The sequence below is a fragment of the Mesorhizobium denitrificans genome, from assembly GCF_003403035.1.
GTDB classification, from domain to species: Bacteria; Pseudomonadota; Alphaproteobacteria; order Rhizobiales; family Rhizobiaceae; genus Mesorhizobium_G; species Mesorhizobium_G denitrificans.
Genome location: NZ_QURN01000001.1, coordinates 31,582 through 54,830, shown reverse-complemented (window position 1 = coordinate 54,830; position 23,249 = coordinate 31,582). Strand labels below are relative to the sequence as shown.

At 58.9% G+C, this 23,249-nt stretch carries 23 protein-coding genes and 1 tRNA gene; 5 read left to right on the top strand and 19 right to left on the bottom strand.

The genetic code is table 11. The features are described 5' to 3' along the window. Window positions 1–61: 61 nt before the first annotated feature. The 17 genes from DY251_RS00275 to DY251_RS00195 form a co-directional block, all read right to left on the bottom strand. Window positions 62–2,665: a DEAD/DEAH box helicase gene (locus DY251_RS00275; protein WP_116621851.1), complete on the bottom strand. Its 2,604-nt coding sequence runs from the start codon at window positions 2,663–2,665 to the stop codon at window positions 62–64. 3 nt (window positions 2,666–2,668) lie between these two features. Continuing rightward, the gene (locus DY251_RS00270; protein ID WP_116621850.1) at window positions 2,669–4,798 is read right to left on the bottom strand and encodes a site-specific DNA-methyltransferase; all 2,130 of its coding nucleotides are present in this window, start codon (window positions 4,796–4,798) and stop codon (window positions 2,669–2,671) included. Between the two features lie 166 nt (window positions 4,799–4,964). Beyond that, complete coding sequence (locus tag DY251_RS00265; protein ID WP_116621849.1) at window positions 4,965–6,077, bottom strand: tyrosine-type recombinase/integrase; 1,113 nt, start codon at window positions 6,075–6,077, stop codon at window positions 4,965–4,967. Between the two features lie 40 nt (window positions 6,078–6,117). Next, window positions 6,118–6,558 (bottom strand): helix-turn-helix domain-containing protein, encoded by a 441-nt coding sequence (locus DY251_RS00260; protein ID WP_116621848.1) that lies wholly within the window; start codon window positions 6,556–6,558, stop codon window positions 6,118–6,120. Window position 6,559: 1 nt separating this feature from the next. Then, complete coding sequence (locus DY251_RS00255) at window positions 6,560–6,766, bottom strand: helix-turn-helix transcriptional regulator (RefSeq protein ID WP_116621847.1); 207 nt, start codon at window positions 6,764–6,766, stop codon at window positions 6,560–6,562. A 78-nt stretch (window positions 6,767–6,844) separates the two neighbouring features. After that, entirely contained in the window at window positions 6,845–7,438 is a 594-nt protein-coding gene (locus DY251_RS00250; RefSeq protein ID WP_116621846.1) for a hypothetical protein, read from the bottom strand. Window positions 7,439–7,489: 51 nt separating this feature from the next. Continuing rightward, window positions 7,490–8,704 (bottom strand): tyrosine-type recombinase/integrase, encoded by a 1,215-nt coding sequence (locus DY251_RS00245; RefSeq protein WP_116621845.1) that lies wholly within the window; start codon window positions 8,702–8,704, stop codon window positions 7,490–7,492. Window positions 8,705–8,891: 187 nt separating this feature from the next. Next, window positions 8,892–8,976 (bottom strand) — tRNA-Leu (locus DY251_RS00240). A 68-nt stretch (window positions 8,977–9,044) separates the two neighbouring features. Then, window positions 9,045–9,662 carry a 2,3-bisphosphoglycerate-dependent phosphoglycerate mutase gene (locus DY251_RS00235; protein ID WP_116621844.1) on the bottom strand — a complete coding sequence of 206 codons (618 nt, stop codon included), beginning with the start codon at window positions 9,660–9,662 and terminating at the stop codon, window positions 9,045–9,047. Between the two features lie 24 nt (window positions 9,663–9,686). Beyond that, complete coding sequence (gene dapB / locus DY251_RS00230) at window positions 9,687–10,499, bottom strand: 4-hydroxy-tetrahydrodipicolinate reductase (RefSeq protein ID WP_116621843.1); 813 nt, start codon at window positions 10,497–10,499, stop codon at window positions 9,687–9,689. Then, a complete protein-coding gene (locus DY251_RS00225; RefSeq protein ID WP_425373262.1) occupies window positions 10,496–12,343 on the bottom strand; it encodes an ABC transporter ATP-binding protein in 1,848 nt (615 codons plus the stop codon). Before DY251_RS00225 ends, dapB begins: the two co-directional genes overlap by 4 nt. Window positions 12,344–12,434: 91 nt before the next feature. Continuing rightward, window positions 12,435–13,451, bottom strand: coding sequence for a glucokinase (locus DY251_RS00220; protein ID WP_116621842.1), 1,017 nt, complete (start codon window positions 13,449–13,451; stop codon window positions 12,435–12,437). A 15-nt stretch (window positions 13,452–13,466) separates the two neighbouring features. Further along, entirely contained in the window at window positions 13,467–13,859 is a 393-nt protein-coding gene (locus DY251_RS00215; RefSeq protein ID WP_116621841.1) for a methylglyoxal synthase, read from the bottom strand. A gap of 55 nt (window positions 13,860–13,914) precedes the next feature. Continuing rightward, window positions 13,915–15,003, bottom strand: a complete 1,089-nt coding sequence (mepA, locus tag DY251_RS00210) for a penicillin-insensitive murein endopeptidase (RefSeq protein ID WP_116622252.1) — start codon at window positions 15,001–15,003, stop codon at window positions 13,915–13,917. A 72-nt stretch (window positions 15,004–15,075) separates the two neighbouring features. Further along, window positions 15,076–15,978, bottom strand: coding sequence for an SDR family oxidoreductase (locus DY251_RS00205; protein WP_116621840.1), 903 nt, complete (start codon window positions 15,976–15,978; stop codon window positions 15,076–15,078). After that, window positions 15,979–17,124 (bottom strand): tRNA epoxyqueuosine(34) reductase QueG, encoded by a 1,146-nt coding sequence (queG, locus tag DY251_RS00200; RefSeq protein ID WP_116621839.1) that lies wholly within the window; start codon window positions 17,122–17,124, stop codon window positions 15,979–15,981. It abuts the gene before it with no gap. Continuing rightward, window positions 17,105–17,797: a glutathione S-transferase family protein gene (locus tag DY251_RS00195; RefSeq protein WP_116621838.1), complete on the bottom strand. Its 693-nt coding sequence runs from the start codon at window positions 17,795–17,797 to the stop codon at window positions 17,105–17,107. The genes queG and DY251_RS00195 overlap by 20 nt, the downstream gene beginning before the upstream one ends. A gap of 135 nt (window positions 17,798–17,932) precedes the next feature. Here DY251_RS00195 and DY251_RS00190 point away from each other — a divergent pair, with 135 nt between their 5' ends. Further along, on the top strand, window positions 17,933–18,739 hold the full coding sequence (locus tag DY251_RS00190; RefSeq protein WP_116621837.1) for an undecaprenyl-diphosphate phosphatase: 807 nt from the start codon (window positions 17,933–17,935) through the stop codon (window positions 18,737–18,739). A 3-nt stretch (window positions 18,740–18,742) separates the two neighbouring features. Here DY251_RS00190 and DY251_RS00185 read toward each other — a convergent pair whose 3' ends face one another. Beyond that, entirely contained in the window at window positions 18,743–19,456 is a 714-nt protein-coding gene (locus DY251_RS00185; protein WP_116621836.1) for a sulfite exporter TauE/SafE family protein, read from the bottom strand. Between the two features lie 50 nt (window positions 19,457–19,506). Further along, window positions 19,507–20,481 (bottom strand): complex I NDUFA9 subunit family protein, encoded by a 975-nt coding sequence (locus DY251_RS00180; protein ID WP_116621835.1) that lies wholly within the window; start codon window positions 20,479–20,481, stop codon window positions 19,507–19,509. A 197-nt stretch (window positions 20,482–20,678) separates the two neighbouring features. On the opposite strand from DY251_RS00180, the gene DY251_RS00175 reads away from it, so the two are divergent. From DY251_RS00175 to DY251_RS00160, 4 genes are all read left to right on the top strand, one after another. Further along, the gene (locus tag DY251_RS00175; protein ID WP_116622251.1) at window positions 20,679–20,876 is read left to right on the top strand and encodes a CsbD family protein; all 198 of its coding nucleotides are present in this window, start codon (window positions 20,679–20,681) and stop codon (window positions 20,874–20,876) included. A 152-nt stretch (window positions 20,877–21,028) separates the two neighbouring features. After that, window positions 21,029–21,286 carry an acyl carrier protein gene (locus DY251_RS00170; RefSeq protein ID WP_116621834.1) on the top strand — a complete coding sequence of 86 codons (258 nt, stop codon included), beginning with the start codon at window positions 21,029–21,031 and terminating at the stop codon, window positions 21,284–21,286. A gap of 1 nt (window position 21,287) precedes the next feature. Continuing rightward, window positions 21,288–22,499 (top strand): beta-ketoacyl-[acyl-carrier-protein] synthase family protein, encoded by a 1,212-nt coding sequence (locus DY251_RS00165; RefSeq protein WP_116621833.1) that lies wholly within the window; start codon window positions 21,288–21,290, stop codon window positions 22,497–22,499. Window positions 22,500–22,523: 24 nt separating this feature from the next. Then, the gene (locus DY251_RS00160) at window positions 22,524–23,225 is read left to right on the top strand and encodes a glutathione S-transferase C-terminal domain-containing protein (protein ID WP_116621832.1); all 702 of its coding nucleotides are present in this window, start codon (window positions 22,524–22,526) and stop codon (window positions 23,223–23,225) included. The last annotated feature ends 24 nt before the right edge of the window (window positions 23,226–23,249 follow it).

Genomic DNA, 23,249 nt, shown 5'->3' with positions numbered 1-23,249 from the left:
CAGGCATGCACGAAAGCATATCGCGCTTCCCCTTTCCCCGAACACCACCGTCAGCCGTCCCTCATACCCGATAATCGACAGCTACTGGACTGGCGTAAAGACCTTCTGCGCTCGTCGCTGCCATCACCGCTGCTCTCACGTCTTCCTTCGTCATGTCGAGCATTCGGTAAGCTCCGCTGCCGATCTTGGAAACGGCTTCGATCCGCCGATAATTTTCCCGACTGCTCGCAGCGTACTCAGCCAGCCCTTTCAGCTTAGGCAGGGCGTCGGCCAAGTAGTCGCCGTGCGGATCGATTAGATCGGCCGCGACGTTGCCGTCATCCAGTCGGACAAAGAAGATGAAATCCGGGCGTAGAATCCTGTTCTCACCAGCTTCTTCGTAGATCACCCCCAGCGAGTCTTGGCTTGCACGGTCAGGATTACGATACCAGCCGATGCTTCCTTCCCGTTGAAGTTCGGCATTTAGCACGGCAGGTTCCCATGTCGAACCGGCGCTGTTCGGAAACATGCCGTCCTCGTCGCAGAGCAAATGGCGTTCGTATCGCGGCAGGTCGGATTCCTTACCGTTGGGATCTCTCGCTGTCGTCGGTTGAAGCCACGTATGCGGACGCGCGATGTCGATTGGCAGCGGATCGGCGCTCATTTCGCTGATCTGCCGATAGACTTCCTGACGTTCGTCGGTGAGCGCCTTGATGTCGTCGTGGTATTTGCCCAGCCAATCCTTCGCCAGGCTCTCGGCGGCGGCCTCAAGGTCGCCTTTGACTCCCGGTACAAGACCGATTGCGGCGATGGTGGTATGGGCCTCGATGAGAGCTTCTTCCTCGTCCTCCAAGTCTTCGACCTGCAAGGCAAGATGCTCGGCGTAGGTCGTGGCTAGGTCAGGGCTGATCGCTCGACCGGCGCGTTTATAAGCATCCTCGATGACGGCGTAGTCAGCGGCTTCCACGAAGTCATCAAAGGTCATTTTCTGGGTCTGCACGTCCGTCTGAATGGACTTGCCTTCAACGGTTAGGACGGACCGGCGCGCCTTCTTGATCTCTGCGGCGTACCGCACTTGCGCGTCGTCCAGCACCTTGTGCATCTCGGCATGGGCCTTCTTGCCCGCGTCGGGCAACAGCTTGTCCATTGCCAGTTCATGCGCAAGCGCGGTGAGGCGCTTGACGGGTCTGGCCTGCTTCCTCGGCAGGGTTTGCGACGGCAAGGACAGAAGCGTTTCCCACACATCTTCTGGAATCGCCGGATTGGGCTTCATCTCGCGTGGGTTGATGAGGACGCGACGGCCCGGCAACTCCTCTCCGCTTTCACCGCCGGTCATCAACTCGGTGACGACTGCTGTGACGGACTGCTTGTTGAAGTGCGGCAGAAGGCAGTCCACGGCATTCAGGCGGTCATTGCCCGAAATACGGCGAGCCAGCGGAGTACGCACCATGCGCCCGAGTAGCTGCGTAATATGAGTCTTGTCTGTCGCGGCGCGGAACGACACCATCACCTCGGCGCGGGGGCAATCCCAGCCGGTGCTGATCGCGTCCTTGGCCACCAGAATGCGCACCCAATCCGACTCCTGCACGCGCTGAGGCTCAATGTAGGGAGCGGTTCGGCTGCCGAAGGTCTCGATCTTGTGCTCTCCGAAGACATTGGCGACGCAATCGGGCGGCAGATTCGGCCATCGCTCGAAGATCGTATCAAGCCACTTGCCGATGTCGTTGTGGTTCGGCGAATTGGGTACTTGCAACACCATCAGGGGCAACACCTTGTTCGTGTCGCCCTGCTCTTCGGCATAGACCGCCCAAGCCTCGGTGATCTCGCGGAGCTTGTCGGTGCCCCGGCGCAGAAGCACGGTCTCAAAGTCACCGATCTCGTCCGGAACGTCGAGCGTAATGGTGTCCTTCAAAAGACCTGACGCCTGCACCAGCTTGGGGTCCACGACCACGGGCGACATGATCGCACGGCCCTGCATTCCCGCCATCGCATCGTTGAAGCGCTGAACGGTGGCTGAGATGCCCCAAACGATCGGAATGCCGGGTACGCCGCCCGTCCCATTGATAAGCTGCTTGATGATTGTAGGTCTGCCGGTAGTGGTGGTTACGCCGCCGTCTTTCATCCCCCGGTGCGCCTCATCCAATACAAGGTAAAGCGTAAGCTCCGGGTCTTCGATAGTGTTGCGGATAATGTCCCAGATCGTGAAGGCGCGCATATCGGGCATGACCTTCTGCCCGTCCGCCGTCTCCAATCCGGCATCGTCGGAATCGTGCCCGCGCACAAGAAGGCTGTTCTTGGACAGCTTTTGCGTGTTCAGGAAATAGACCTTCCCGGCCTCCAGCCTCTCACGGTTGAAGGTGTTGCCGACCGTCACAAGGTCCGAGACGGTCAGCTTGTCGGACGCCTGCTGCAAACGGCAACGGGACTGTTCATTCAGCGAAGGGTCATCACTAAACCAGATCACCACAGCGCCGGGGTCGTGCTCGAACTCGAATTCGTCGTTGCCGAAGAACAGCGCCTCGATCACCGCCGCTGCCATCACGGTCTTACCCGCGCCGGTGGTGGCTGTCAGCGAAAAGCCGTGCTTGTCTCTGTCCTCGTGCCAGCGCTTCCGCGCCTTGCGCAGATTTTCCAGAACCTCCTTTACGGCGGGCGTCTGATAGTCATCTTTGAGCGTAAACTTCATCGCTCACCGCCCCATCGAAAAACGGAAATTGGTTAGATAAGATTCATAAAGCCGGACTGGCTCGACACCGGTCGGCAACTGGCGGGCAACGGACTGAAAGCGGCGCTCATCGTCGGTGACGATATAGGCGACGCGGATAGCTTTCCTGGCTGCGATTGCCGCGCAGTATGGTGCAGCCATATCCAGATCGGTCAGCAGGCCGTAAGTATCGACTACTTCCCAGCCCGCGCCCGGCAGCTTGTTGATCGGCCGCCCTTCACTGCCCGCCCGTATCCACAATAATGGTGCGATGCGCTCGAACGCGCGATTGTGACTGACGGCAACAGGAGCTTCATAGGTGAGGGTGAAGAACTCGGCGTTTTCCTCAAAGCCATCGACAATCGGGAATTCGTCGGTGAACTTGTAGTCGCCTTCGATGGGCTTGCCTTCGGGGGTCTTGCCGGTGATCGCCGCCGCGATGCGCGGCTTGGTGATGTAGTCGCAAATGCCCCATTTTTCCCAATCGGCATTGCCAGGGCGAAGCCCGTCATTTCGCAGCCGACTCTGCTCTTCTGCCGCAACCTCGTTGTTGGTGACAGAGATACATTGGCGACGTCCGCCGTCCTGCCTGTTGAGGCGCATGACAGCATGTGCGGTCGTGCCGGAACCGGAGAAGAAGTCGAGTATTGTCGCGCTCTTCTTATTTTTGACAAAGAAGCGCAAGGCGTCCTCTACAGCATACAATGATTTAGGGAATGGAAATCGGCGATTCGGAATAAGGTTCTTTTGAAGATTCGTCCCGCCCTGCTCAGCATTGTGCGACGTAATTCTCCATTGCGTGCCAGGGATAAAGACGGGGCTATATTCAGAATCGTCCACTACAATAGAATTATCTTGTCTTCTGCCAACGATAGGAAATATTTCAGTTTCTACCTTATTCTGCTCGCCCTTCTTGATATAGGTAATTGCTGTCGCGGAACCTCTCCAGTTACCAAGCTTCGCATAGCCTTTTTTTATCAACTCACGCAGGCCGGATGCACTGTTTTGCCAGTTGCCCTCTGATCCATCTGAGCGAATCGGCCAAACGGCGACACAGTCCGGCGGTGCGCCAACATCCTTCCAGTTATCGCCAAAATAGGCATCTCCGACAGAATGGAACTCGGGACCATCGCCGCCATTTCTGATGAAGACAGGATAAAACTGATTGGGGCTGTCAACACGGCGGGTATTTGAGCCAGACCTCAACAGCTCTGCCCACCTCAATCTGCCAGCCCGGCGGTCTTGCGTGATCTTCCATTCACTACCCAAGGAAACTGGTGCAGGCGATGCGTTGCCGAACATTACGAAGAACAGATATTCGTCGGTCCGACCGAAGGCGGAGGACCGCGTCGCCCCTTTCGGGTTGATGACGCTGGATACCATTTGAATACGAGCTTCAGGGAATATCTGCTCCAGCAGCAGGCCCAGCCTAAGATATTCCTTTTCATCAATAGTCACTATGAGTGTGGCATTCGCTGCATTCAGCAACTCCGCCGCTATCTGCAATCGGCGCTCCATGAAGGCCAGCCATTTCGAGTGGCGATATATGTCATCCCCCTCGACATAATCGTTGTTGTATTTCCAATCCTTTGCCCCGGTGTTGTACGGCGGATCAATATAGATGACATCGATCTTCCCCCGGTGGGTATACGTTAGCGCTTCCAGAGCGTGGAAGTTCTCGCCGTTGATGACGGTATGAAAGGGCTTATCGCCGCCGCGCTCTACCTTCCCCGTGCTGACCAGGCCGGGGTAGATGTAATCGCGAAACTCCGCGACAACGATCAGATCGTCTGTCACCACCTTCGCCTGTTCCGCCTCGGTCTCGTAGATTGTCGCTAGTTCAGCGAAGCGCTTACCATTCTCGCGCCTGATCGCCAGCACCTTCCAAAGCCGTTGGTCGCCCTTCTTGGTCTCGCCCCTCGGCGGCAGGATGCGTACCTTGTCGCCCTTGCGGATCGGACGCCCCGGCAGTTCGACGCTTTCCGGGCGATGCCGCTCAAAATTAAGACCGAACGAGCGGCGGGATGAAAGAACCTTGAACTCACGCTCTAGTTCTAGCCCCAAAGCCGCGTCTTTGGCCTTAGTTTGCGCGATTAAGTCCGTTAGTCGTGACACGTTTCGTTTGCCCCTCAGCCACCATGCATGAATGGCGATCAGCCGTTGATGACCCGCCGCCCCATTCGGTCGGCATAATCCACCGTCGCCAATCACTTCCCCGAATCGAGGGGCATAGAATCAGCCGGGGCGGCGGCTGGCAACAGGGGAAAACTCGCTTGCGCTGTCACGCGGCTTTCGAGCGCAGATGCGTGGCGAGGAGCGCAAGCACGGCCTCGTCGTCCAGGCCCTGCACGTCGTCCGCCCGGCCGCGTTCTTGCCGGTCGCGAAGCTGATTGAAGATTTCGGCCTGCCGGTGGCTGGCAACCGCGCCGTAGCTGGTGAAGGTCGTCAGCACATGCTCATGGCCGAGATTCTGGCTCCACGCCTTGAAGTCTTCCGGCGTGAAGCAAAGCCTTTCGCCCAGCAAGGCCAACGTGTTGCGGAAACTGTGCGGATTGGCATAGGGCAGGTCGGCACTTGCAAATGCGTCCTTGAAAATCCGTCGGATTGCCGCCGCATTCTTCCAGTGTTTTCGGTCCAGGCCAGCTGCCTCGAAACCGTTGTCGCCCAGCGCTACCTTGGTCGCCGGGAAAAGCGGATCGTCCAGGCGAAAGCCGCGCTCTTTCGTCAGGAAGGCGATCCAGTCGGCGACGATTTTCTCAATATCCGCACCCACAGGGAAGAACCATGTCGTGAAGGTCTTGCGGTTCTTGGTGCGCACCTCGCGCGCATCCTGAAACACCGTGCGCCGGTCAAGATCGACGTGCTTTATCGAGATGGAGGCGATGGCGTTATCGCGCGCGCCTGAGAGCAGCGTGAAGGCGATTAAGGCCCGGTCGCGTCTTTCAATGTCGGTGGCGGCCGGCATGGCGTCCAGCACCTGGCGGATTTTCTCCACGCTGGCGACCGGCTTTTCGCGCACCGCCTTGGCGATGCGCTCGTCATTGGCCGACGGGCGGAAATACTCGGCGTCGGAATAGGTGAGTTTCGAGCGAAAACCCGGTTGCCCGGCCAGCCACTCGAAAAATCCTTTCAGGGCCATCAGCCGCGACGAGATCGTCGCCTTGGCCAACTTCTTGCCAGTTTTGGGGTTGCTGCGCTCGCCGAGGTCGCGCTTGTATTTTTGCGCCAGTTCGATGCGGAACTTGCGGAAATCGCGCCAGCGGGTCGCCGTCTCGAAATCGGCGATTGCCGCGACCGTCTGGTCGATGCTGGTATCGGAAAGCTGCCTGGCGTCCTTCAGATATTCGACATAGCGCCGCTTGGTGCGCTCGTTTTCGGGATGATGTTTTCGCATAGGTATCTCGGTCCTTTCGCAAATGCTTATTCGTGGAGGATTAGCCGCTATCGTTTAGGCGTGGCTGGCGCTCCACTATTGCCACATCGAGAAAAGCTCGGATTGCTTCAAGCTGCTTCATCGACGTGCGGCGGTGCATAAGGGTGCCGCACGCCGGGCACAGCGCCCGAAGGTTGCCGGAACGCGCGTTGATCGGCACGAATTCGGCCATTTCGCCATCTGGCCAGCGTGGCTCGCGGCATTTGACGCAGTAGCAGGTGCCGGTGGGGCAAGACCGTTTGGGGCGGGCTTTGCCGGCCATGAAGTCGGCAAGGTCTTTGCCCAAGATCAGGAACGGCTTGCGTTCGCGGATGGCGGGCAGGCCGTTGTCCAGCCAGCGCCGCACCGTGCTTCTGGCAGCGCCAATCGTGCGCGCGGCCTCTTCCACTGTGTAGCTGTGGTGACGCTTTATCTTGCGCCTGTCGAGCCGGTGCCCGGCCATATCAGGCTGTCCCGCGTTCGATCAGCGCTCGAATATCATCAACGCGCCATGCAGTGATGCGCGGGCCTAGCTTGACGGGTCTCGGGAAGCGTCCGTCCTTGATGCCTGCCCACCACGTCGATTTACTGACCGGGATGGGGCCGGTGGGTGCGAGGATAGACGCAAGGCGGACAAAGCCAGTTGCGGGAAGTTGAATTGCATTTGACATGATGCGGTTCCGTCCATTGATGGCGGATACCGATTTCTAACATCCAGCCGCGCCGAGCAGCCTGAAACAGCTAGAAACCTAGTGGGACGAGTTTTTGGCCTCGTCCAGGTACTTGTAAATCTTCGATATTCTAGCCTTTACTGCGCTCTCCGCTGGTTCTTGATCGTATTTCGCTTGAAACCAAAAAAGCATATCCCGGACGAGATCGGCCTGCCTGTCAGGCAATCCGTCCGGCAGGTTCGCGCGCCGGACTATCTCCATCACAAAAGCGTCCCAATCGTACTGAGGAGGTCGGCCTCCACGATTTGCATGTGCGGGCTGTTGCTGGATGGCAGCGCTAGTCGGCCCAATTTGCGTCAATGGCGCGAATGAATCCTGTCGCCGGAAAGGCGCCAGCGTATCGAATAAGAAAGCTGGAAACAGGTTCCGCTTGCTAGCAAAGGTTTCAAGATCAGCCCTCGAAACTAGCGAACTGGAATGATTGCCTATGATGTGCAGCGCGTTGGTTGACGTGTCGGCGCGCAGATCACCGGTAATTATCCCGCCCGTCAGCAGTTGTTTGATGGCCTCATACTCTGGAGGATTAAAACGTTGAAGCGGAGAGATACTCGCCGGGTCGGTATCGATCCATAGCGCCGATGCCTGCTCTACAGTGAATAGATCGACGTTCATCCAATAGGATGTCGTCCGAATCGTCGAATCATTAGTAGCCACATACTGAAGCTAGTGTGGCGGCAGGGTGTACGGCAATCTTGAATCGCGTATTGCCCCGATTTCCCCAGCCCACCATTCCGCCATTTTGACACGTTCGTCCCAATAGCTGGCCCGGTGATAGGCGCGCCGCACTTCGTCAGCGCCGACATGAGCCAACTCTGCCTCAATGGCGTCGGCCTGCCATTTGCCACTTTCATTTAACAGGGTCGAGGCGGTGGCGCGAAAGCCGTGCGCGCTCGCTTCGGCGCTGGAAAAGCCCATGCGGCGCAAGGCCGAATTTAGCGTGTTTTCGCTCATCGGCCGCAATGTCGACTGGACGGATGGAAACGCCAGACGGCCGTGCCCGGACAGTTCTTGCAAGGCACGAAGGATTGCAACCACAAAGGCCGACAGCGGCTTTCGGTGCTCGCGCCGCATTTTCATTCGCGTCGCCGGAATCGTCCAGACGCCATTGTCGAGATCGAACTCGCTCCATTCAGCCTGCCGTAACTCGCCGGGTCGTGGATAGAGCAAAGCCATGAGTTGGAGGGCCGCCCGCGTTTCCGGCATCCCCTCATAATCCCAGATGGCCCGCAACAGGCCGCCGAAAGCCTTTCGGTCGGTTATTGCCGCCCTGTGGGTGACAACCGGAGCAGTAAGCGCACCTTTCAGGCCAAAGGTCGGGTCATCCCCGGCTCGTGCAGTAGCAATGGCGTAGCGAAACACCTGCCCGATGACAGCGCGCAACCGCCGCGCGGTTTCGTAGTTCCCTTGGGCCTCAACCGCGCGCAGCGGTGCGAGAATTTCAGCAGCGCTGATTTCGGCAATCGGCCGCACGCCAAGACAAGCTTTCGCCATTCCCAGCAGCCACCGCTTCTTGGTCAAGGTGGCGTCTGCCTTGCCTTCGCGTTCCACTTTGGCGAGGAGCTCGTCTGCGATTGCTGCAAAGGTGTTGGTACTTGCAACAAGCCTGTTGCTCTTTTCGATCTTGGCTTGCTGTGCCGGGTCGATGCCGCTGGCCAGTAATTTCTTCGCGCCGAACCGTCTTAGCCGGGCGTCGGCCAGCGACACGATTGGATATGCCCCGAGCGCCAAGGTTTTCTGCTTTCCACCATACCGATAGGAGAGCCGCCACAGCTTACCACCCGTTGGAGATACCAACAGGTGCAATCCGCCGCCATCGCTGTGCTTGGTGGGGCGTTGCGGGACGCGCAGCCCCTTGATTTGCGTGTCTGTCAGCGGCATTTTGTTGGCATCTTGATCGGCCGAACGTCGGCATTTTGGTCGATATACCAACAAGAGTACCAACAAAATTGCGGGATGCCAACAAACGTTACTGGATACTATCGGACGATTAGGCAACAAAAAAGCCCGGAAATCCGGGCTTTTCTTGAATTTTCTGGACCTTGTTGTACGGTCCGAAACGAGAATTTGGTGCCCAGAAAAGGACTCGAACCTTCACGCCTCGCGGCACACGGACCTGAACCGTGCGCGTCTACCAATTCCGCCATCTGGGCTGGTGGGCGGTCATGTAAGCGGGCAAACTGCTGCTGTCAACGCGCATTTTCACCAAGCTACAGAAAGCTCAGCTCAGCACCTCTTTTGAGGCCACTGTGGAGTCCGCATTCAGACGGTAAACAATGGGTATGCCGGTGTTGAGTTCGAGCTTTACGATTTCTTCGCCAGTCATGCCTTCCAGCGCCATGATCATCGCGCGGAGCGAATTGCCATGCGCCGCAACGAGCACGGTTTCGCCGCGCAGAACGTGCGGCTGCATGTCATGCAGGTAATAAGGCCAGACACGCGCGCCCGTGTCTTTCAGGCTTTCACCACCGGGCGGCGGCACGTCATAAGACCTACGCCAGATGTGGACCTGCTCCTCACCCCACTTGGCGCGAGCGTCATCCTTGTTGAGGCCGGAGAGATCGCCGTAGTCGCGTTCGTTCAAGGCGACGTTGCGAATCGTTTCGAGATCGCTCTGGCCGACCGCATCGAGAATGTGCTGGCAAGTGACCTGCGCGCGCTTGAGGACGGAGGTGAATGCGATATCGAACTTCAGGCCAAGTGCCTTGAGCTTTTGACCGGCGGCCTTAGCCTCGGCATGGCCCTGTTCGGTAAGTTCAACGTCGCGCCAGCCGGTGAAAAGGTTCTTGAGATTCCATTCGCTTTGGCCGTGACGGACCAGCACCAGAGTTCTCGACATAGTTTCTCCCGTAATCCAGTAAAATCAGTTCAAACCGAGCACGTCGCGCATCGAATAGAGGCCGGGCTTCCTGTCGCGCGCCCAAAGCGCAGCGGTGATTGCGCCCTTGGCGAAGAGCGAGCGGTCCTCCGCGTGATGCGACAATACAATGCGTTCGCTGCTTCCAGCCAGAATCACGGAATGCTCGCCAATGACCGAGCCGCCGCGCAACGTTGCAAAGCCAATGGTGCCTTGCTGGCGCGGGCCGGTGACGCCGTCGCGGACACGCACGCTCTGCTCCGCAAGCGCAACCTCGCGCCCACGCGCGGCGGCAGCGCCGAGCATAAGTGCGGTGCCAGACGGCGCATCGACTTTGCTGCGATGATGCATTTCCAGCACTTCGATATCGAAATCGCCCGCATCAAGCGCACGCGCGGCCTGCTCGACCAGAACTGCAAGCAGGTTCACGCCCAGACTCATATTGCCGGATTTGACGATGGTGGCGTGGCGCGCGGCGGCGGCGATGCTGGCGTCATCCGCATCAGAGCAACCGGTTGTGCCGATGATGTGCGCGATGCGCGCCTGCGCGGCATAGCCCGCAAACTCGACCGTTGCGGCAGGCAATGTGAAATCCAGGACGCCATCAGCCTTGGCGAAGACGGAAAGCGGATCATCGGTGATAGCAATGCCGAGATTGCCGACGCCTGCAAGCTCACCAGCGTCACGGCCAAGCTGGGCCGCGCCCTTGCGCTCGACCGCGCCGGCGAGCTTTACGCCCGGCGTGGCTGCAATCGTGCGGATCAGGGTCTGCCCCATGCGGCCCGCAGCACCAACGACGACGAGGTTCATATCGCTCATGCTTTTGTTCTCCGCCGCTTGACTGGCGCAGGCGTGGGCAATTCCTCGCCGACGCCGATTTCCAGACCGCCCTTGTCTGTCTGCAACCTGAAAAAGCGCGTGTAGATTCCGGTCGGATCGGACAGCAATTCCTTATGGGTGCCCTGCTCGACGACCCTGCCTTGCTCGAGCACGACGATCTTGTCCGCATTGATGACCGTGGAAAGCCGATGCGCAATGACGATGGTGGTTTTGCCGCGCATGACTTCGGTCAATGCGGCCTGGACCATGGCTTCCGATTCATTGTCGAGCGCGGAGGTAGCTTCATCCAGCAGAAGGATTGGCGCGTTGCGAACAATTGCACGAGCAATGGAGAGGCGCTGGCGCTGGCCACCAGAAAGGGTGACGCCGTTTTCGCCGACCGAGGTGTCGTAGCCCTGCGGCTGCTGGCGGATGAAGCCATCGGCGGCGGCTTTCTGCGCGGCGTATTCCGTGTCTGCGTCGGTCGCATCAGGCCGGCCGTAGCGAATGTTGTCGCGGATCGTTCCCTCGAACAGATATGGCTGCTGCGAGACGAAAGCCATCGACTTGCGCAGCGACGATTTCGTGACTTTGGCGATGTCGTGCCCGTCAATGGTGATCGCGCCGTCATGGATGTCGTAGAAGCGTTCGAGCAGCGCCACGAGCGTCGATTTGCCAGCGCCGGAAGCACCTACGATGGCCGTGGACTTGCCTGCCTCGGCTACGAAGCTGACATCGTGCAACACCGGAGCGTTTTCGCCATAGGCAAATGTTACGTGATCGAAGCGGACCTCGCCCTTGCCGACTTTTAGCTCGACCGCGCCGGGAACATCGCGCTGGCGCGGCTCTAGATCGAGAATCTCGTAAATCATGCGCGCATTCACCAGCGCGCGTTCCAGGCCCACATGGACGCGCGACAGGCGGCGAACCGGATCATAGGCCAATAGGAATGCCGTGATGAAAGAGAACACCGTGCCGGGCGGCTGCTGGAACGCAATTGCGCGATAGCCAGCATAGGCAATGACACCTGCGATCGCGAAACCCGCCAGAGTTTCGGTGATGGGTCCGAGACGTTCGGTGACGCTTGCGATTTTGTTGGACCGCTCCTCGGCATTTACGATCAGTTTGCGTAGCCGAGCTCCAAGCTGCTCTTCCATCGTGAATGCTTTTACGACGGCGATACCCTGCGTAGCTTCCTGCATTGCCCCGATGAGGCGCGAATTTATCTCGACTGACTGACGCGTGACGGCACGCAGCCTGCGTCCGAGATAGCCAACACCGATTACCAGCGGCGGGCCGATCAGGAACACGATGCCCGACAGGAGCGGATCTTGCCAGACCATCACCCCGAGCAACACCACAAGCGAAACGGCGTCACGCGCGATGGAAGTGAGCGTGAGGCCAATTAGGTCGCGAATGCCGGTGACGTTTTCATTGATCTGCGCGGCCAGCGCGCCAGAGCGACGGTCGGAAAAGAAGTCGATTCCGAGCTTCATCAGATGATCGAAAATGCGAGCCTGATACCGCGCGATCAGATTGTTTCCGATGCGCGCCATGGTGACGGACTGCCAATAAGTGGCGACGCCGCGCAGAATGAACGTTCCCAATATCACGCCGCCGATCAGCGTTATGAGATCGCCGCGCTGGCGATAGAAAATATCGTCGATGACATAGCGCATGATCAGCGCGAATGCGCCCGAACTGACGCCGATGATGATAAGAAGAATGGCCGAGATCGTGTATTGGGTGCGATAGTCACGCCCGTTCTCGCGCAGAATCCGCCTGATCAGGCCGATGATTTCGCCTGTATTGCGTTCTTTCCTAGGTTTCTTGGCCACGCTCAACGCAGGTCAACTCAGGCTCGCGAGTAAATGTTGGGCGACCCTATAGCCGCAAGATTGCGTTTTGCCTATCGCGGCGCACAATTTTGTACGGCTAGGCGCGCCAACGACGACCGTGCGTTTCGACGCCGAATGAACTCTGATTGCGCGCATAGGCGGCCAGACCTTCCAGTGCGGCAAGCGGATGCGTGATGACATGGATCGGTATTTCGCTCATCCATGCGCGATGCGGAGCCTTGTCGTCGAACCCTTCGCGGAACGCTCCATCCTTGAGCGCCGGCAGGATTTTCTGCGCGATGCCGCCCGACAGGAACACGCCGCCCTGACTCTTGAACACCAGAGCCAGATCGCCAGCGGTTCGGCCAAGACAGGTGGCGAACAGCGAAAGCGTTTCGACGGCGACCGGATCGGATCTGGACAGGCCAGCGATGGTGATTTCGGAAGGCTGGGTATAGCGCGGTTCGACGCCATCTGCTGTTGCTACCGCGCGATATAGGTTGACCAATCCGCGACCGCTGAGAATCTGCTCGCCGGAAATACGCCCATCGAGCTTTTCAATATGCGGAAACACTTGAAAGTCACGTGGCGTGCGCGGGCCGATGTCCATGTGGCCGCCTTCGCCGGGGACCGGAATCCAGCGGCCAGCCGAATGAATGAGACCGGCAACGCCCAGACCCGTTCCGGGGCCGAGAACCAGCCGCGCAGCATCCTTTTCAGCTTCGCCGCCGCCGATTTTTTCGAGATGATTGGCACCGAGCGCCACGACCGCAAGAGCTTGCGCCTCGAAGTCGTTCAGCACGACGACATCGCCAAAACCAAGATCCGCTATAAGGGTGCGCGGGCGGATGACCCAGGCACAATTGGTCAGTTTGATTTCGTCGCCATCAACAGGACCGGCCATCGCAATGATGGCCGATTTCGGCTTGACCGGTGATACCGGCAGCACGGCCTGGGCGATGGCCTGGTCTATGGTCGCAAAATCCTTGGTCTGAACAATCGGAAAGTCGATCATCGCGCCGCTGGCATCCGGCACAATGGCGAAGCGCGCATTTGTGCCGCCAATGTCTCCGATCAGAATCGGCGTCGCAATTTCCTGATGCGCGATGCTCATGTTCCTCCCCTTCGGTCAGGCATTCGCCTGCGCAAACAGTATTGCTTCTGCCGTGGACCGGTTTTGCGCCAGCGGAATGTCGTAAAGTGTCGCCAGCCGGGTCAACGCTTTTACATCCACGTCATGCGGCATAGGCGTGAGCGGATCAACGAAGAAAATGAGCATGTCGACCTCGCCTTCCGAGATCAGCGCGCCAATTTGTTGATCGCCGCCAAGCGGGCCGCTTTTCATGCGCCGCACGCTGAGTTCAGGACAGGCATCGGCAATGCGCTGGCCGGTTGTGCCGGTTGCCACCAAGGAACATTGCGACAGGAACTCGACATGCTCCTGCGCGAACGCGACCATGTCGTCCTTTTTCTGATCATGCGCGACAAGGGCAATGCGGAGCGACAATGGGCCAACCTTCATTCGATTGGTCGATTGTTAGCCAAAGTTTTGCACTACCGAAAGGGCCGCTGAAGCCCTAGCGGCTTGACTGGCCCACTTTCGCTTTCGGCCGAGGCACCGGAATATCGACAGTTGGTGTGGCGCTATACGCATTTGCCGCCGCCGGAGGTTGCGTTGTGTCCACTGTCGGCGCTTCCGCGGGAGCAGATGCAACTGAGGTTTGCGGCACACCTTCGCCACCCAATGTGACTACCGCCTCGGAAGCAGGTGACGGCGCATTGAGCACGGCCATGCACGCCTTGGGCAAAGCCGAAAGCTTCATGATGTCGCGAGCCTTGGGCGCGTCAGGATTCTTGTTTGGCCGCCACGGTTCATCCGTGAACCACCAAGCCAGCGACTTGTCGCAGCCATCGCCCTCTGGGGGTGCGGCCTGTTCCTTGCAGCCCACGGAGCCGGCCTGACAGCCGATGCGGACGTGGAAGTGATAATCATGACCCCAGAACGGGCGAACCTTGCGCAGCCATGTGCGGTCGCCCGTCACGGTGTCGCAAAGCTTTTTCTTGATGCCCGGATGAACCAGAATGCGCTCGACCTCCGGATAGCTTGCCGCGCGCTTGAGCAGGCGCATGCGCGAATCAGACCAGCGGCGGTCATCGACGGTCAGCCCGCCCTTCTTGATCATGGAAACGGCGCTGACGCTTTCACGCTGGGCGGCGGAAAGACGCTTGTCCGGCATTGGCGTGAACCAGATATCTGCGTCCAGACCGATCTGATGCGAGGCATGGCCCGTGAGCATCGGACCACCGCGCGGCTGCGAAATATCGCCAATCAAAAGGCCCGGCCAGCCATCCTGCACAGCATCATGCGACAGTTTTTCGAGCAGGCGAATCATCGTTGGGTGGCCCCAACGGCGATTGCGGGAAAGCCGCATTGCCTGCCATGTCGGGCCATCGGCGGCGATGGCCATGCCGCCGGAAAAGCAGCCCTTGCTGTAAAAGCCATAGGAGTGCGGTTCGCTGGCAGCGGGCAGGCTCTTTGCGCCGAATGCGTTTTTCGCCAGTTCATCCGATTGCGCGGATTGCGCGAGCACGCCGAAGCCGATAGCGACCGCCAACAGCCATCCGGCCTTGCGTTTCAGTCGGCCTTTTTGAGCAGGTCCGGACATTTTCTCTTCCTTAGATAATCCGCCAGCTTGGAACGGCATGGTTACGCATTCGTAAATTTACGAAGCAATGCACTATGGTTTGATCGGGCTGCGCGAGTCGGCTTTGCCTGCACCTTGCCAGTTTCCCTCACGCCACATCGTCTCAAAAGCCGCGCGATAGTTGGGATAGCGGAATGCATAGCCTGTCACCTTGAGACGTGCGTTGGAAACGCGCTTGTTCTCACCATAGAAAGAACGAGCCATTGGCGAAAGTTGGGCCGTCTCGAACGGAATTTCGGGAGGCGGGGCGATGCCCATCAAACCGGCTGCGAAGGAGACGACATCCTGCGGGGGTGCCGGCTCGTCGTCGGTAATATTGAAAATGCCGCCAGTGCGCTGTGCAATGAGGTGCCAGAGCGATGCGCCAATATCGTCCGCATGGATGCGGTTGAAAACCTGTCCGGGCTTGATGAGCCGCTTGGCTGTTCCATTTTCCAGATTCACGAAGGCGTTGCGCCCCGGTCCGTAAATGCCCGAAAGCCGCAGGATCGAAACGGGGACGCGGTGCGTTTCGCCGAAGAGCTGCCAAGCCCGCTCCGCTGCCAGCCGCAGGCGCGAGCGCCCGGAGACTGGATTGCAGGCGCTCTCCTCATCCACCCAGGCACCGCCATGGTCGCCATATACGCCCACGGTGGAGAGATAGCCGATCCATTCCAGCTTCGGCATAGCAACAGAGGCGGCGCGCAGTGCGTCGAGCACCGAATCGCCAGCATCATCCGGCGCGATGAACACGATGAGATGCGTGGTGTCGGCCAATTCGCGCGCCAGATCATCGCCAATGGAGCGATTGTCGAAGACGAAGGGCTGTATGCCCGATTCCTGCAGAGTGGCGAATTTCGCTGCGCTGCGGGTTGTGCCGAGAAGGGGCGTGTTTTCGGGGCGCATTTCGGCGAACCGCTTGCCCGAATAGCCCGCGCCGAAAATGAAAACCTTCATTCAGTGTGCATCCATTCTGCAGGCACTTTCTGCAAGCGCCAATCTCCATTCAGCCGCGACATCCGGGTCCGAATCATCCCGCGCCAATTGCTGAAGTTGCTCCCTATCGAGAAGCCGCGACAAGGCCCATATGGCAGCGCCGCGCACAAGCGGCGCTTCGTCTGCCAGAAGCGCTCGGCAGGCCTCGGCCAGTTCGGGTTCGTTAGAGTTTCCCGCAGCAATCAGAACGTTGCGGATGAAGCGGTCCCGCCCGATGCGCTTGATGGGCGAGCCGGAGAATCGCGCGCGAAAGGCGGTATCATCGAGCGTCAGGAGATCGGCGAGTGTGGGCATTCGCAGATCTTCGCGCGCAACGAGCTTCGCTTCGGATGCTTCCGAAGCAAACTTGTTCCACGGACAGACGGCGAGGCAATCATCGCAGCCATAGATGCGGTTGCCGATGGCAACGCGAAACTCGTGCGGAATAGGGCCTTTGTTCTCGATGGTGAGATAAGAAATGCAGCGGCGTGCATCGAGACGGTATGGCGCCGGAAACGCGTTGGTTGGGCAAATGTCCAGACAGGAACGACAGGAGCCGCAATGATCGATTTCGGGTTCGTCTGGCGCAAGCTCCGCGGTGGTGAAAATGGAACCGAGAAACAGCCATGAGCCAAATTCGCGGCTGACCAGATTTGTGTGTTTGCCCTGCCAACCAATGCCGGACGACTGTGCGAGCGGCTTTTCCATAACGGGTGCAGTGTCTACGAACACTTTCACGTCTGCGCCGCTTTGCGAGGCAAATTTGCTTGCCAGCTCCTTGAGGCGACCTTTGATGATGTCGTGATAATCGCGATTGCGCGCATAGACGGAGATGGCGGCGCGGTCCCGGTGTTTCAGATCGTCGAGCGGGCTGCTGTCGGGGCCGTAGTTCATCGCTAGCATGATAATGGATTGCACTTCCGGCCAAAGCGTTCGCGGGTGGCCGCGGCGCGCCAGTGTTTCCTCCATCCATGCCATGGAGCCGTGAAAACCTTCGGTGACGAACTGCGCCAAACGCCCACCAGCCAACGGTGCTGCGTCGGGCGTCGTGACCGCAACCGCGTTGAAGCCCAGCGCGCGGGCTTCCCGCTCAATGAGCGCGCGAAGCTTAGAAGTCGAGGTCCGCATAATGCGTTGCCGGAGAAATGCCGCGCACGCGATCATTCAGCAGTGAGCGGAAGGAGGGTCGCGACTTTACCCTTGCGTACCAATCGCGCGCAGCGTTGTTTTCGCGCCAATCGACCTCGCCAAGATAATCCAGCACGGACAGCGACGCGGCAGCGGCGAGATCGGCATAGGTGAGGCGCGGACCCGCCAGCCAATTGCGCGAACCTGCCAGCCAGTTCGTATATTTCATATGCTGCTTGATGTTGGCGCGTGCCGTGCGGATAGCGGTGGAATCAGGCGAACCGCCGCCCAGTTCCGGCGGCATCATAGGCTTGAACACACGCTCGCGCACCAGATGGCGGGTAACTTCGCTGTCCAGCTTGACGAGATACCAATCGACCAGACGGCGGATTTCCGCGCGATCCATCGGATTTTCGGCCAAAAGGCGGCGGTCACGCTTCAAAATGCCGCGCGTTTCGTCCAGATACTCGGCGATGACGGTTGCGCCGACAATGGAGACATCGCCTTCCGCCAGCAGGACCGGCAGCGAGCCGGCAGGATTGAGCGCCAAAAATTCTTTGCGGCGACTCCACGGTGTTTCCTCAATTAACTCCAATTCCTCGCCATTCTCACCAAAGGCGAGGCGGATAAACCGGCATGACGGGAGCATAGGATGTTGAAACAGGGTGAGCATGAAATCGCAACGAATGATCTGGTAAAGTTCGTGCCGGACCGATAAGTCGGTGTCCGCCGGGCAGAATCGCAGAAACCTATAGGGTCTGTTCGGGACGAACACAAGCAATCGCCGGGCCAGCTATCCGAGAGCATCATGGAACATCAGACAATTGTCGAAGCACTTTTGCTCGGCCTGCTGGAAGGCTTGACCGAATTTCTGCCTGTTTCATCAACCGGGCACATATTGCTCGCCGGGCATTTTCTCGGATTCAAGTCTACCGGCAAGGCTTTTGAGGTTCTGATCCAGCTTGGCGCGATTTTGGCAATCCTCTCGGTCTACGCGGGCAAGCTTATTCAGCTCGCGCGCAACCTGCCGTCCGACCCCAAAACGCAGCGCTTTGTCGCAGGTATTCTGCTGGCCTTTCTGCCTGCGGCAGTGATCGGGGCGCTAGCGCACGACTTTATCAAGACCGTGCTTTTCGAGAGCCCGATGCTGATTTGCATCATGCTCATCATTGGCGGCGTTATCCTGTTGGCTATCGACCGTGCGCCGCTGAAGCCGCGCTATTTCGACGTGATGGATTTCCCGCTGTCGCTCTGCTTCAAAATCGGTCTTGTGCAGTGCCTTGCAATGATTCCCGGCACTTCTCGCTCAGGCGCGACGATTGTCGGCTCCTTGCTGATGGGCGCCGACAAGCGCTCAGCGGCGGAGTTTTCATTCTTCCTCGCCATGCCGACAATGGCTGGCGCTTTCGCCTACGACCTTTACAAAAACCGCGACGTGCTTTCGGCCGCAGATCTGCCGATCATCGCGACGGGATTCATCGCGGCCTTCATCATGGCCGTAATCGTCGTGCGCTCGCTGCTCGGCTATGTTTCCAAGCATGGCTACTCGGTATTTGGCTGGTGGCGGCTGATCGTTGGTGGCGTCGGGCTGATCGCCCTGCTGATTTTCGGCTAAGGCTCAAAAGAAGCCGCTCAGCCCCCGGCGCAATATGTCGAGGGCAAGAATGGTCAGGCCAATCTTGAACCATCTGCGGAACGACTCTTCCGGCAATTTGTCCAGAAGCAGGCTGCCATAGGTTGTGCCTAGATAACCGGTGAAGATCATTGTCGCCACCATCGGCAACCAACTGCCGAAGGCAAAGCCGGCAAGGCCAAATACCAGAATTTTCAACGCATGTTGCACAACCATGCTGGCCGCGTGAGTCGCGACAAGTGCCTTGCGATCATCCGGGATGAACTGCGCCAAAATCGGCGAAACGAGCGGGCCGGTCGCGCCGACCATCATCGAAATCAGCGCGAGCGCTGAACTTGCTACGGCCAAACCAGCCTTGCCCAGACGGTTGATGCCGGGAATTTTGGTCCATGTGACGAGAATAATGAACGCGCCAAGCACGATTTTCATCAACGCATCTGGCAATTGTACGACGAGAAACGCGCCTGCAACCGCGCCGACCACACTGCCAGCCATGAAGGGTGCCGCAACATCCATGCGGATGAAGCGCCGCTGAATCCATGCGCGACCAGTGTTCGAGCCGAGCTGCACCGCGCCATGCACCGGGATGAGAACCGCGACTGGCACGAAAATGCCAAGCAGAGCGAGCATCGCAACGCCGCCGCCCACACCAAAGGAAGCGGTGAGCGCGGAGGTGAAAAAGCTGGCAACCACGAGCATCACGGCTGCGGCGGCGCTTACCCCATCAGGAAGAAAGGAATCCAGCGGGCCTATGCTTCGTTCTTTCGTGTGAACTGACCGGCAGGACGATACCGCCAGAGATAGCTTGGCAGGATCGCGCCGACTGCGGTTGGCGTGATGCCCAGACCGCTAAAGGTGCGGCCTTCCTTTTCGGCCTTCGGCGAAACGACATTGTGCGAACGCAGCAGAATGACCTGATCCCTGGTGAGAAGCGGATTTGGCAAAAGGCCAAGAACACTGCCCTGAACCTCAGCGAGCCACCACGGCACCGGAACCAGCAAGCGCTTGCGATCGATGGTTTCGAGCATCGTCTCCATGCACTCCCGGAAGGTGAGGTGCTGGGGTCCGCCAAGCTCATAGGTCTTGCCACCGGCCACCTGTCCATCGACAGAGCGCGCAATCGCTTCGGCAACATCACCGACAAACACTGGCTGGAATTTGGTCTGGCCGCCGCCAATCAACGGCAGCGCCGGTGAATAGCGCGCCAAATTGGCGAAGCGATTGAAGAATGCATCCTCCGGCCCGAAAATGACCGAGGGACGCATGATAACAGCATCCTTGATCGTCTCTCTTACAGCCGCTTCGCCCAGCGCCTTGGTACGCGCATAGTCGGACGGCGAATCCTTGTCAGCCCCAATCGCCGAAACGTGGGTCAGCCCCGCGCCGACCGAACGAGCAGCTTCCGCAACCGCGCGCGCGCCGAAATCCTGCACCGCATCAAAGGTCTGGCGACCGCTTTGATGGAGAATGGCAACCAGATTGACCACATGGGCTGCGCCCTGCACGGCACGATCTACCGACCAGCGCACGCGCAAATTAGCCTGCACGGCCTGTATCTGGCCGACATTGCCCAGCGGCTGCAAATGGCCCGCCAAATCCGGCCGGCGGCACCCTACGCGCACCAGATAGCCGCGACGCGCGAGAGCGCGAACGACGTGGCGACCGAGAAAGCCAGAGCCCCCAAAAACCGTGATAAGTTTCGGGGTTTGCAGGATTTCAGTCATTCCATAGCTCCGTAGGCCCGTGGCGCGCGTCGAACCGTTCTTAATCGCTTTCGCGCGCCACGCAAAGTGGCTTTGGCGCGCCCCCACGCCGCAGGTGGAAAATGGCTGGGCGACATGTCGGTGGAACATATCCAGCGATATTGCGTTTTGTTTTCGAGGCGCTTGAGCGCCATGAGTTCAAAACGAGGAGACACGGAATGAATTGGGATCGCATCGAAGGCAATTGGGAACAGTTCAAGGGCAAGGTGCAGCAGCAGTGGGGCAAGCTCACTGACGACGACCTTGATGTTATCAAAGGAAAACGCCGCGAATTGGCTGGCCGAATTCAGGAGCGCTACGGCAAAGCGCAAGATGAAGTTGATTCGGAAATCGACGGTTGGCTGTCGCGCAACTGATACGGATGATACGAACCGTCTCAGGCTGACGGTTGAAGGCCCCGCATTTGCGGGGCCTTTCTTCATTCAAGTTGTTGCGCCATTTCAATGTGATTTCTATACAGAGTTGCACAAGAAGCATCGAAGCAACGGCAGAGCGGGGAAGATTGCGCATGACCGATGAACTCACGCGAGACATCATTGCGAAAATTCAGGCGCATGCTGACCCTGAAATCGGAGAAATAACTCCAGAAACCGAACTGACCGCGCTCGGCATTCACTCGCTTGAACTCACGGAGATCATTTTCGATGTCGAAGAGGCCTATGACATCGAGATTGAGATGAACACAGTGGATGCCTGGAACAAACTCAAGAATGTGGGCGACATGGTGAAGGCGGTGCGCACGCTTATCGACAAGAAGAACGCCTGACGTGTCGCGGCAGCGGATCGTTATCACGGGTCTGGGTGGCCTCTGCGCCCTTGGCACGAATGTAGCCGATATTTGGGATGCCCTGCGAGCCGGTCGCTCCGCAATCGGCACACTCTCAACGCCGCTTTTGCGCGACGCCAAGACCCGGATCGGCGCAGAAATAAAGCAGTTGCCCGAATGGAATGTGGACAAGCGCAGGCTGGTGGCCATCGACCGCTTTGCCCTGCTGGCAGCAATGGCAGCGGACGAAGCAATCCGCAACGCTGCGATTGACGTTCAGGCAATCGACAGCAGCCGGATCGGCGCGGTCGTCGGGACCGGGATTTTCGGTGCGGAAGCTGCTGACGAAAACTATTTCGGGCTGCTGAAAGAGGGCAAAACGCGCGCCAATGTGTTTTGCGTTCCGCGCATAATGCCCAGCGCCCCGGCGGGTCAGGTGAGCATGATCCACGGCCTGCGCGGACCGGTGTTCGGCGTGACATCTGCCTGTGCTTCTTCGAATCACGCATTTGCAGCGGCGGCTGACCAGATACGGCTGGGCCGCGCCGACATCATGCTGGCAGGCGGCACGGACGCGCCGCTGGTGTTTGGCGTCGTCAAAGGCTGGGAGGCGCTGCGCGCGCTGGCCCGCGAGACATGCCGGCCATTTTCGAATGATCGCGACGGGCTGGTGCTTGGCGAAGGCTCTGCAATCGCCGTGCTGGAAAGCTATGAACACGCCAAAGCGCGCGGCGCGACGATATTGGCTGAGTTTGCCGGCGCGGGCATGTCTGCCGATGCATCTGATATTGTTTCGCCGACCGTCGAAGGTCCGGCCGCCGCGATGCGCGCGTGCCTTGCGGATGCGCGGTTGTGCACGGGTGACGTGGACTACATCAACGCGCATGGCACCGGCACCAAAGCCAACGACCAGATCGAAACCGCCGCAATACGCGCAGTGTTCGGCTCTGACGCGGACAAGGTTTCGGTCTCGTCCACCAAATCCATGCATGCACACTGCATGGGGGCCTCCGGCGCGCTGGAGGCGATTGCCTGCATCATGGCAATTCGCGAAGGCGTCGTGCCGCCGACCGCAAATTATCGCGAGCCGGACCCTGATTGCGATCTGGACGTCACGCCGAACGTAGCGAAGCAGCGCCCGGTTAAAGCAGCTATCAGCAACGCATTTGCTTTTGGCGGGACGAATGCGGTGGTGGCGTTCAAGTCTGCCTGATCCTTTCGATAGAGCGAGTTGACGATGACTGACCTTTCAGAATTTCCCATTTCAAACCGCTGGTCGGCGCAGCATCCTGATCGAATCCAGCTCTATTCGTTCCCCACGCCGAACGGCGTGAAGATTTCTATCATGCTGGAGGAAATTGGCCTGCCCTACGAGGCGCATAGGGTCGACATCACCAAGAACGAGACGTGGACCGACTCGTTTCTCTCGCTCAATCCCAATGGAAAGATTCCCGCGATCATTGATCCGAAGGGTCCAGACGGGAAGCCGTTGGCGCTTTTCGAATCCGGTGCAATTCTGACCTATCTCGCGGAAAAGACCGGAAAGCTGCTCCCGAAGGATCCAGCGCGCCGATATGAAACGCTGCAGTGGGTGTTCTTCCAGATGGCATCGGTCGGGCCGATGTTTGGACAGTTCGGCTTCTTCTACAAGTTTGCGGGGCGGGAGATTGACGACAAGCGTCCGCTCAACCGCTACCGGGACGAGTCGCGCCGCTTGCTTGGCGTGCTTGAGCAAAGACTGGACGGCCGCCGCTGGATCATGGGCAACGACTACTCGATTGCAGATATTGCAATCTTTCCGTGGGTGCGCGGCTTGAAGGTCGTTTATGATGCGAGCGAATTGCTCGGACTCGACAGCCTGAAGAACGTCAACGCCTGGCTTGAGCGCGCGCTTGAGCGGCCTGCTTCGCAAAAGGGACTGGTTGTGCCGCCGCGCTGACGGTTCGGGCGTGTGGTCGGCATA

Coding starts and splice junctions, on each gene's coding strand:
- DY251_RS00275 (WP_116621851.1), bottom strand. CDS start 2,665: ATGAAGTTTACGCTCAAAGATGACTATCAGACGCCCGCCGTAAAGGAG.
- DY251_RS00265 (WP_116621849.1), bottom strand. CDS start 6,077: ATGCGAAAACATCATCCCGAAAACGAGCGCACCAAGCGGCGCTATGTC.
- DY251_RS00260 (WP_116621848.1), bottom strand. CDS start 6,558: ATGGCCGGGCACCGGCTCGACAGGCGCAAGATAAAGCGTCACCACAGC.
- DY251_RS00255 (WP_116621847.1), bottom strand. CDS start 6,766: ATGTCAAATGCAATTCAACTTCCCGCAACTGGCTTTGTCCGCCTTGCG.
- DY251_RS00250 (WP_116621846.1), bottom strand. CDS start 7,438: ATGAACGTCGATCTATTCACTGTAGAGCAGGCATCGGCGCTATGGATC.
- DY251_RS00245 (WP_116621845.1), bottom strand. CDS start 8,704: ATGCCGCTGACAGACACGCAAATCAAGGGGCTGCGCGTCCCGCAACGC.
- DY251_RS00235 (WP_116621844.1), bottom strand. CDS start 9,662: ATGTCGAGAACTCTGGTGCTGGTCCGTCACGGCCAAAGCGAATGGAAT.
- dapB (WP_116621843.1), bottom strand. CDS start 10,499: ATGAGCGATATGAACCTCGTCGTCGTTGGTGCTGCGGGCCGCATGGGG.
- DY251_RS00220 (WP_116621842.1), bottom strand. CDS start 13,451: ATGAGCATCGCGCATCAGGAAATTGCGACGCCGATTCTGATCGGAGAC.
- DY251_RS00215 (WP_116621841.1), bottom strand. CDS start 13,859: ATGAAGGTTGGCCCATTGTCGCTCCGCATTGCCCTTGTCGCGCATGAT.
- mepA (WP_116622252.1), bottom strand. CDS start 15,003: ATGTCCGGACCTGCTCAAAAAGGCCGACTGAAACGCAAGGCCGGATGG.
- DY251_RS00205 (WP_116621840.1), bottom strand. CDS start 15,978: ATGAAGGTTTTCATTTTCGGCGCGGGCTATTCGGGCAAGCGGTTCGCC.
- queG (WP_116621839.1), bottom strand. CDS start 17,124: ATGCGGACCTCGACTTCTAAGCTTCGCGCGCTCATTGAGCGGGAAGCC.
- DY251_RS00195 (WP_116621838.1), bottom strand. CDS start 17,797: ATGCTCACCCTGTTTCAACATCCTATGCTCCCGTCATGCCGGTTTATC.
- DY251_RS00190 (WP_116621837.1), top strand. CDS start 17,933: ATGGAACATCAGACAATTGTCGAAGCACTTTTGCTCGGCCTGCTGGAA.
- DY251_RS00185 (WP_116621836.1), bottom strand. CDS start 19,456: ATGCTCGTGGTTGCCAGCTTTTTCACCTCCGCGCTCACCGCTTCCTTT.
- DY251_RS00180 (WP_116621835.1), bottom strand. CDS start 20,481: ATGACTGAAATCCTGCAAACCCCGAAACTTATCACGGTTTTTGGGGGC.
- DY251_RS00175 (WP_116622251.1), top strand. CDS start 20,679: ATGAATTGGGATCGCATCGAAGGCAATTGGGAACAGTTCAAGGGCAAG.
- DY251_RS00170 (WP_116621834.1), top strand. CDS start 21,029: ATGACCGATGAACTCACGCGAGACATCATTGCGAAAATTCAGGCGCAT.
- DY251_RS00160 (WP_116621832.1), top strand. CDS start 22,524: ATGACTGACCTTTCAGAATTTCCCATTTCAAACCGCTGGTCGGCGCAG.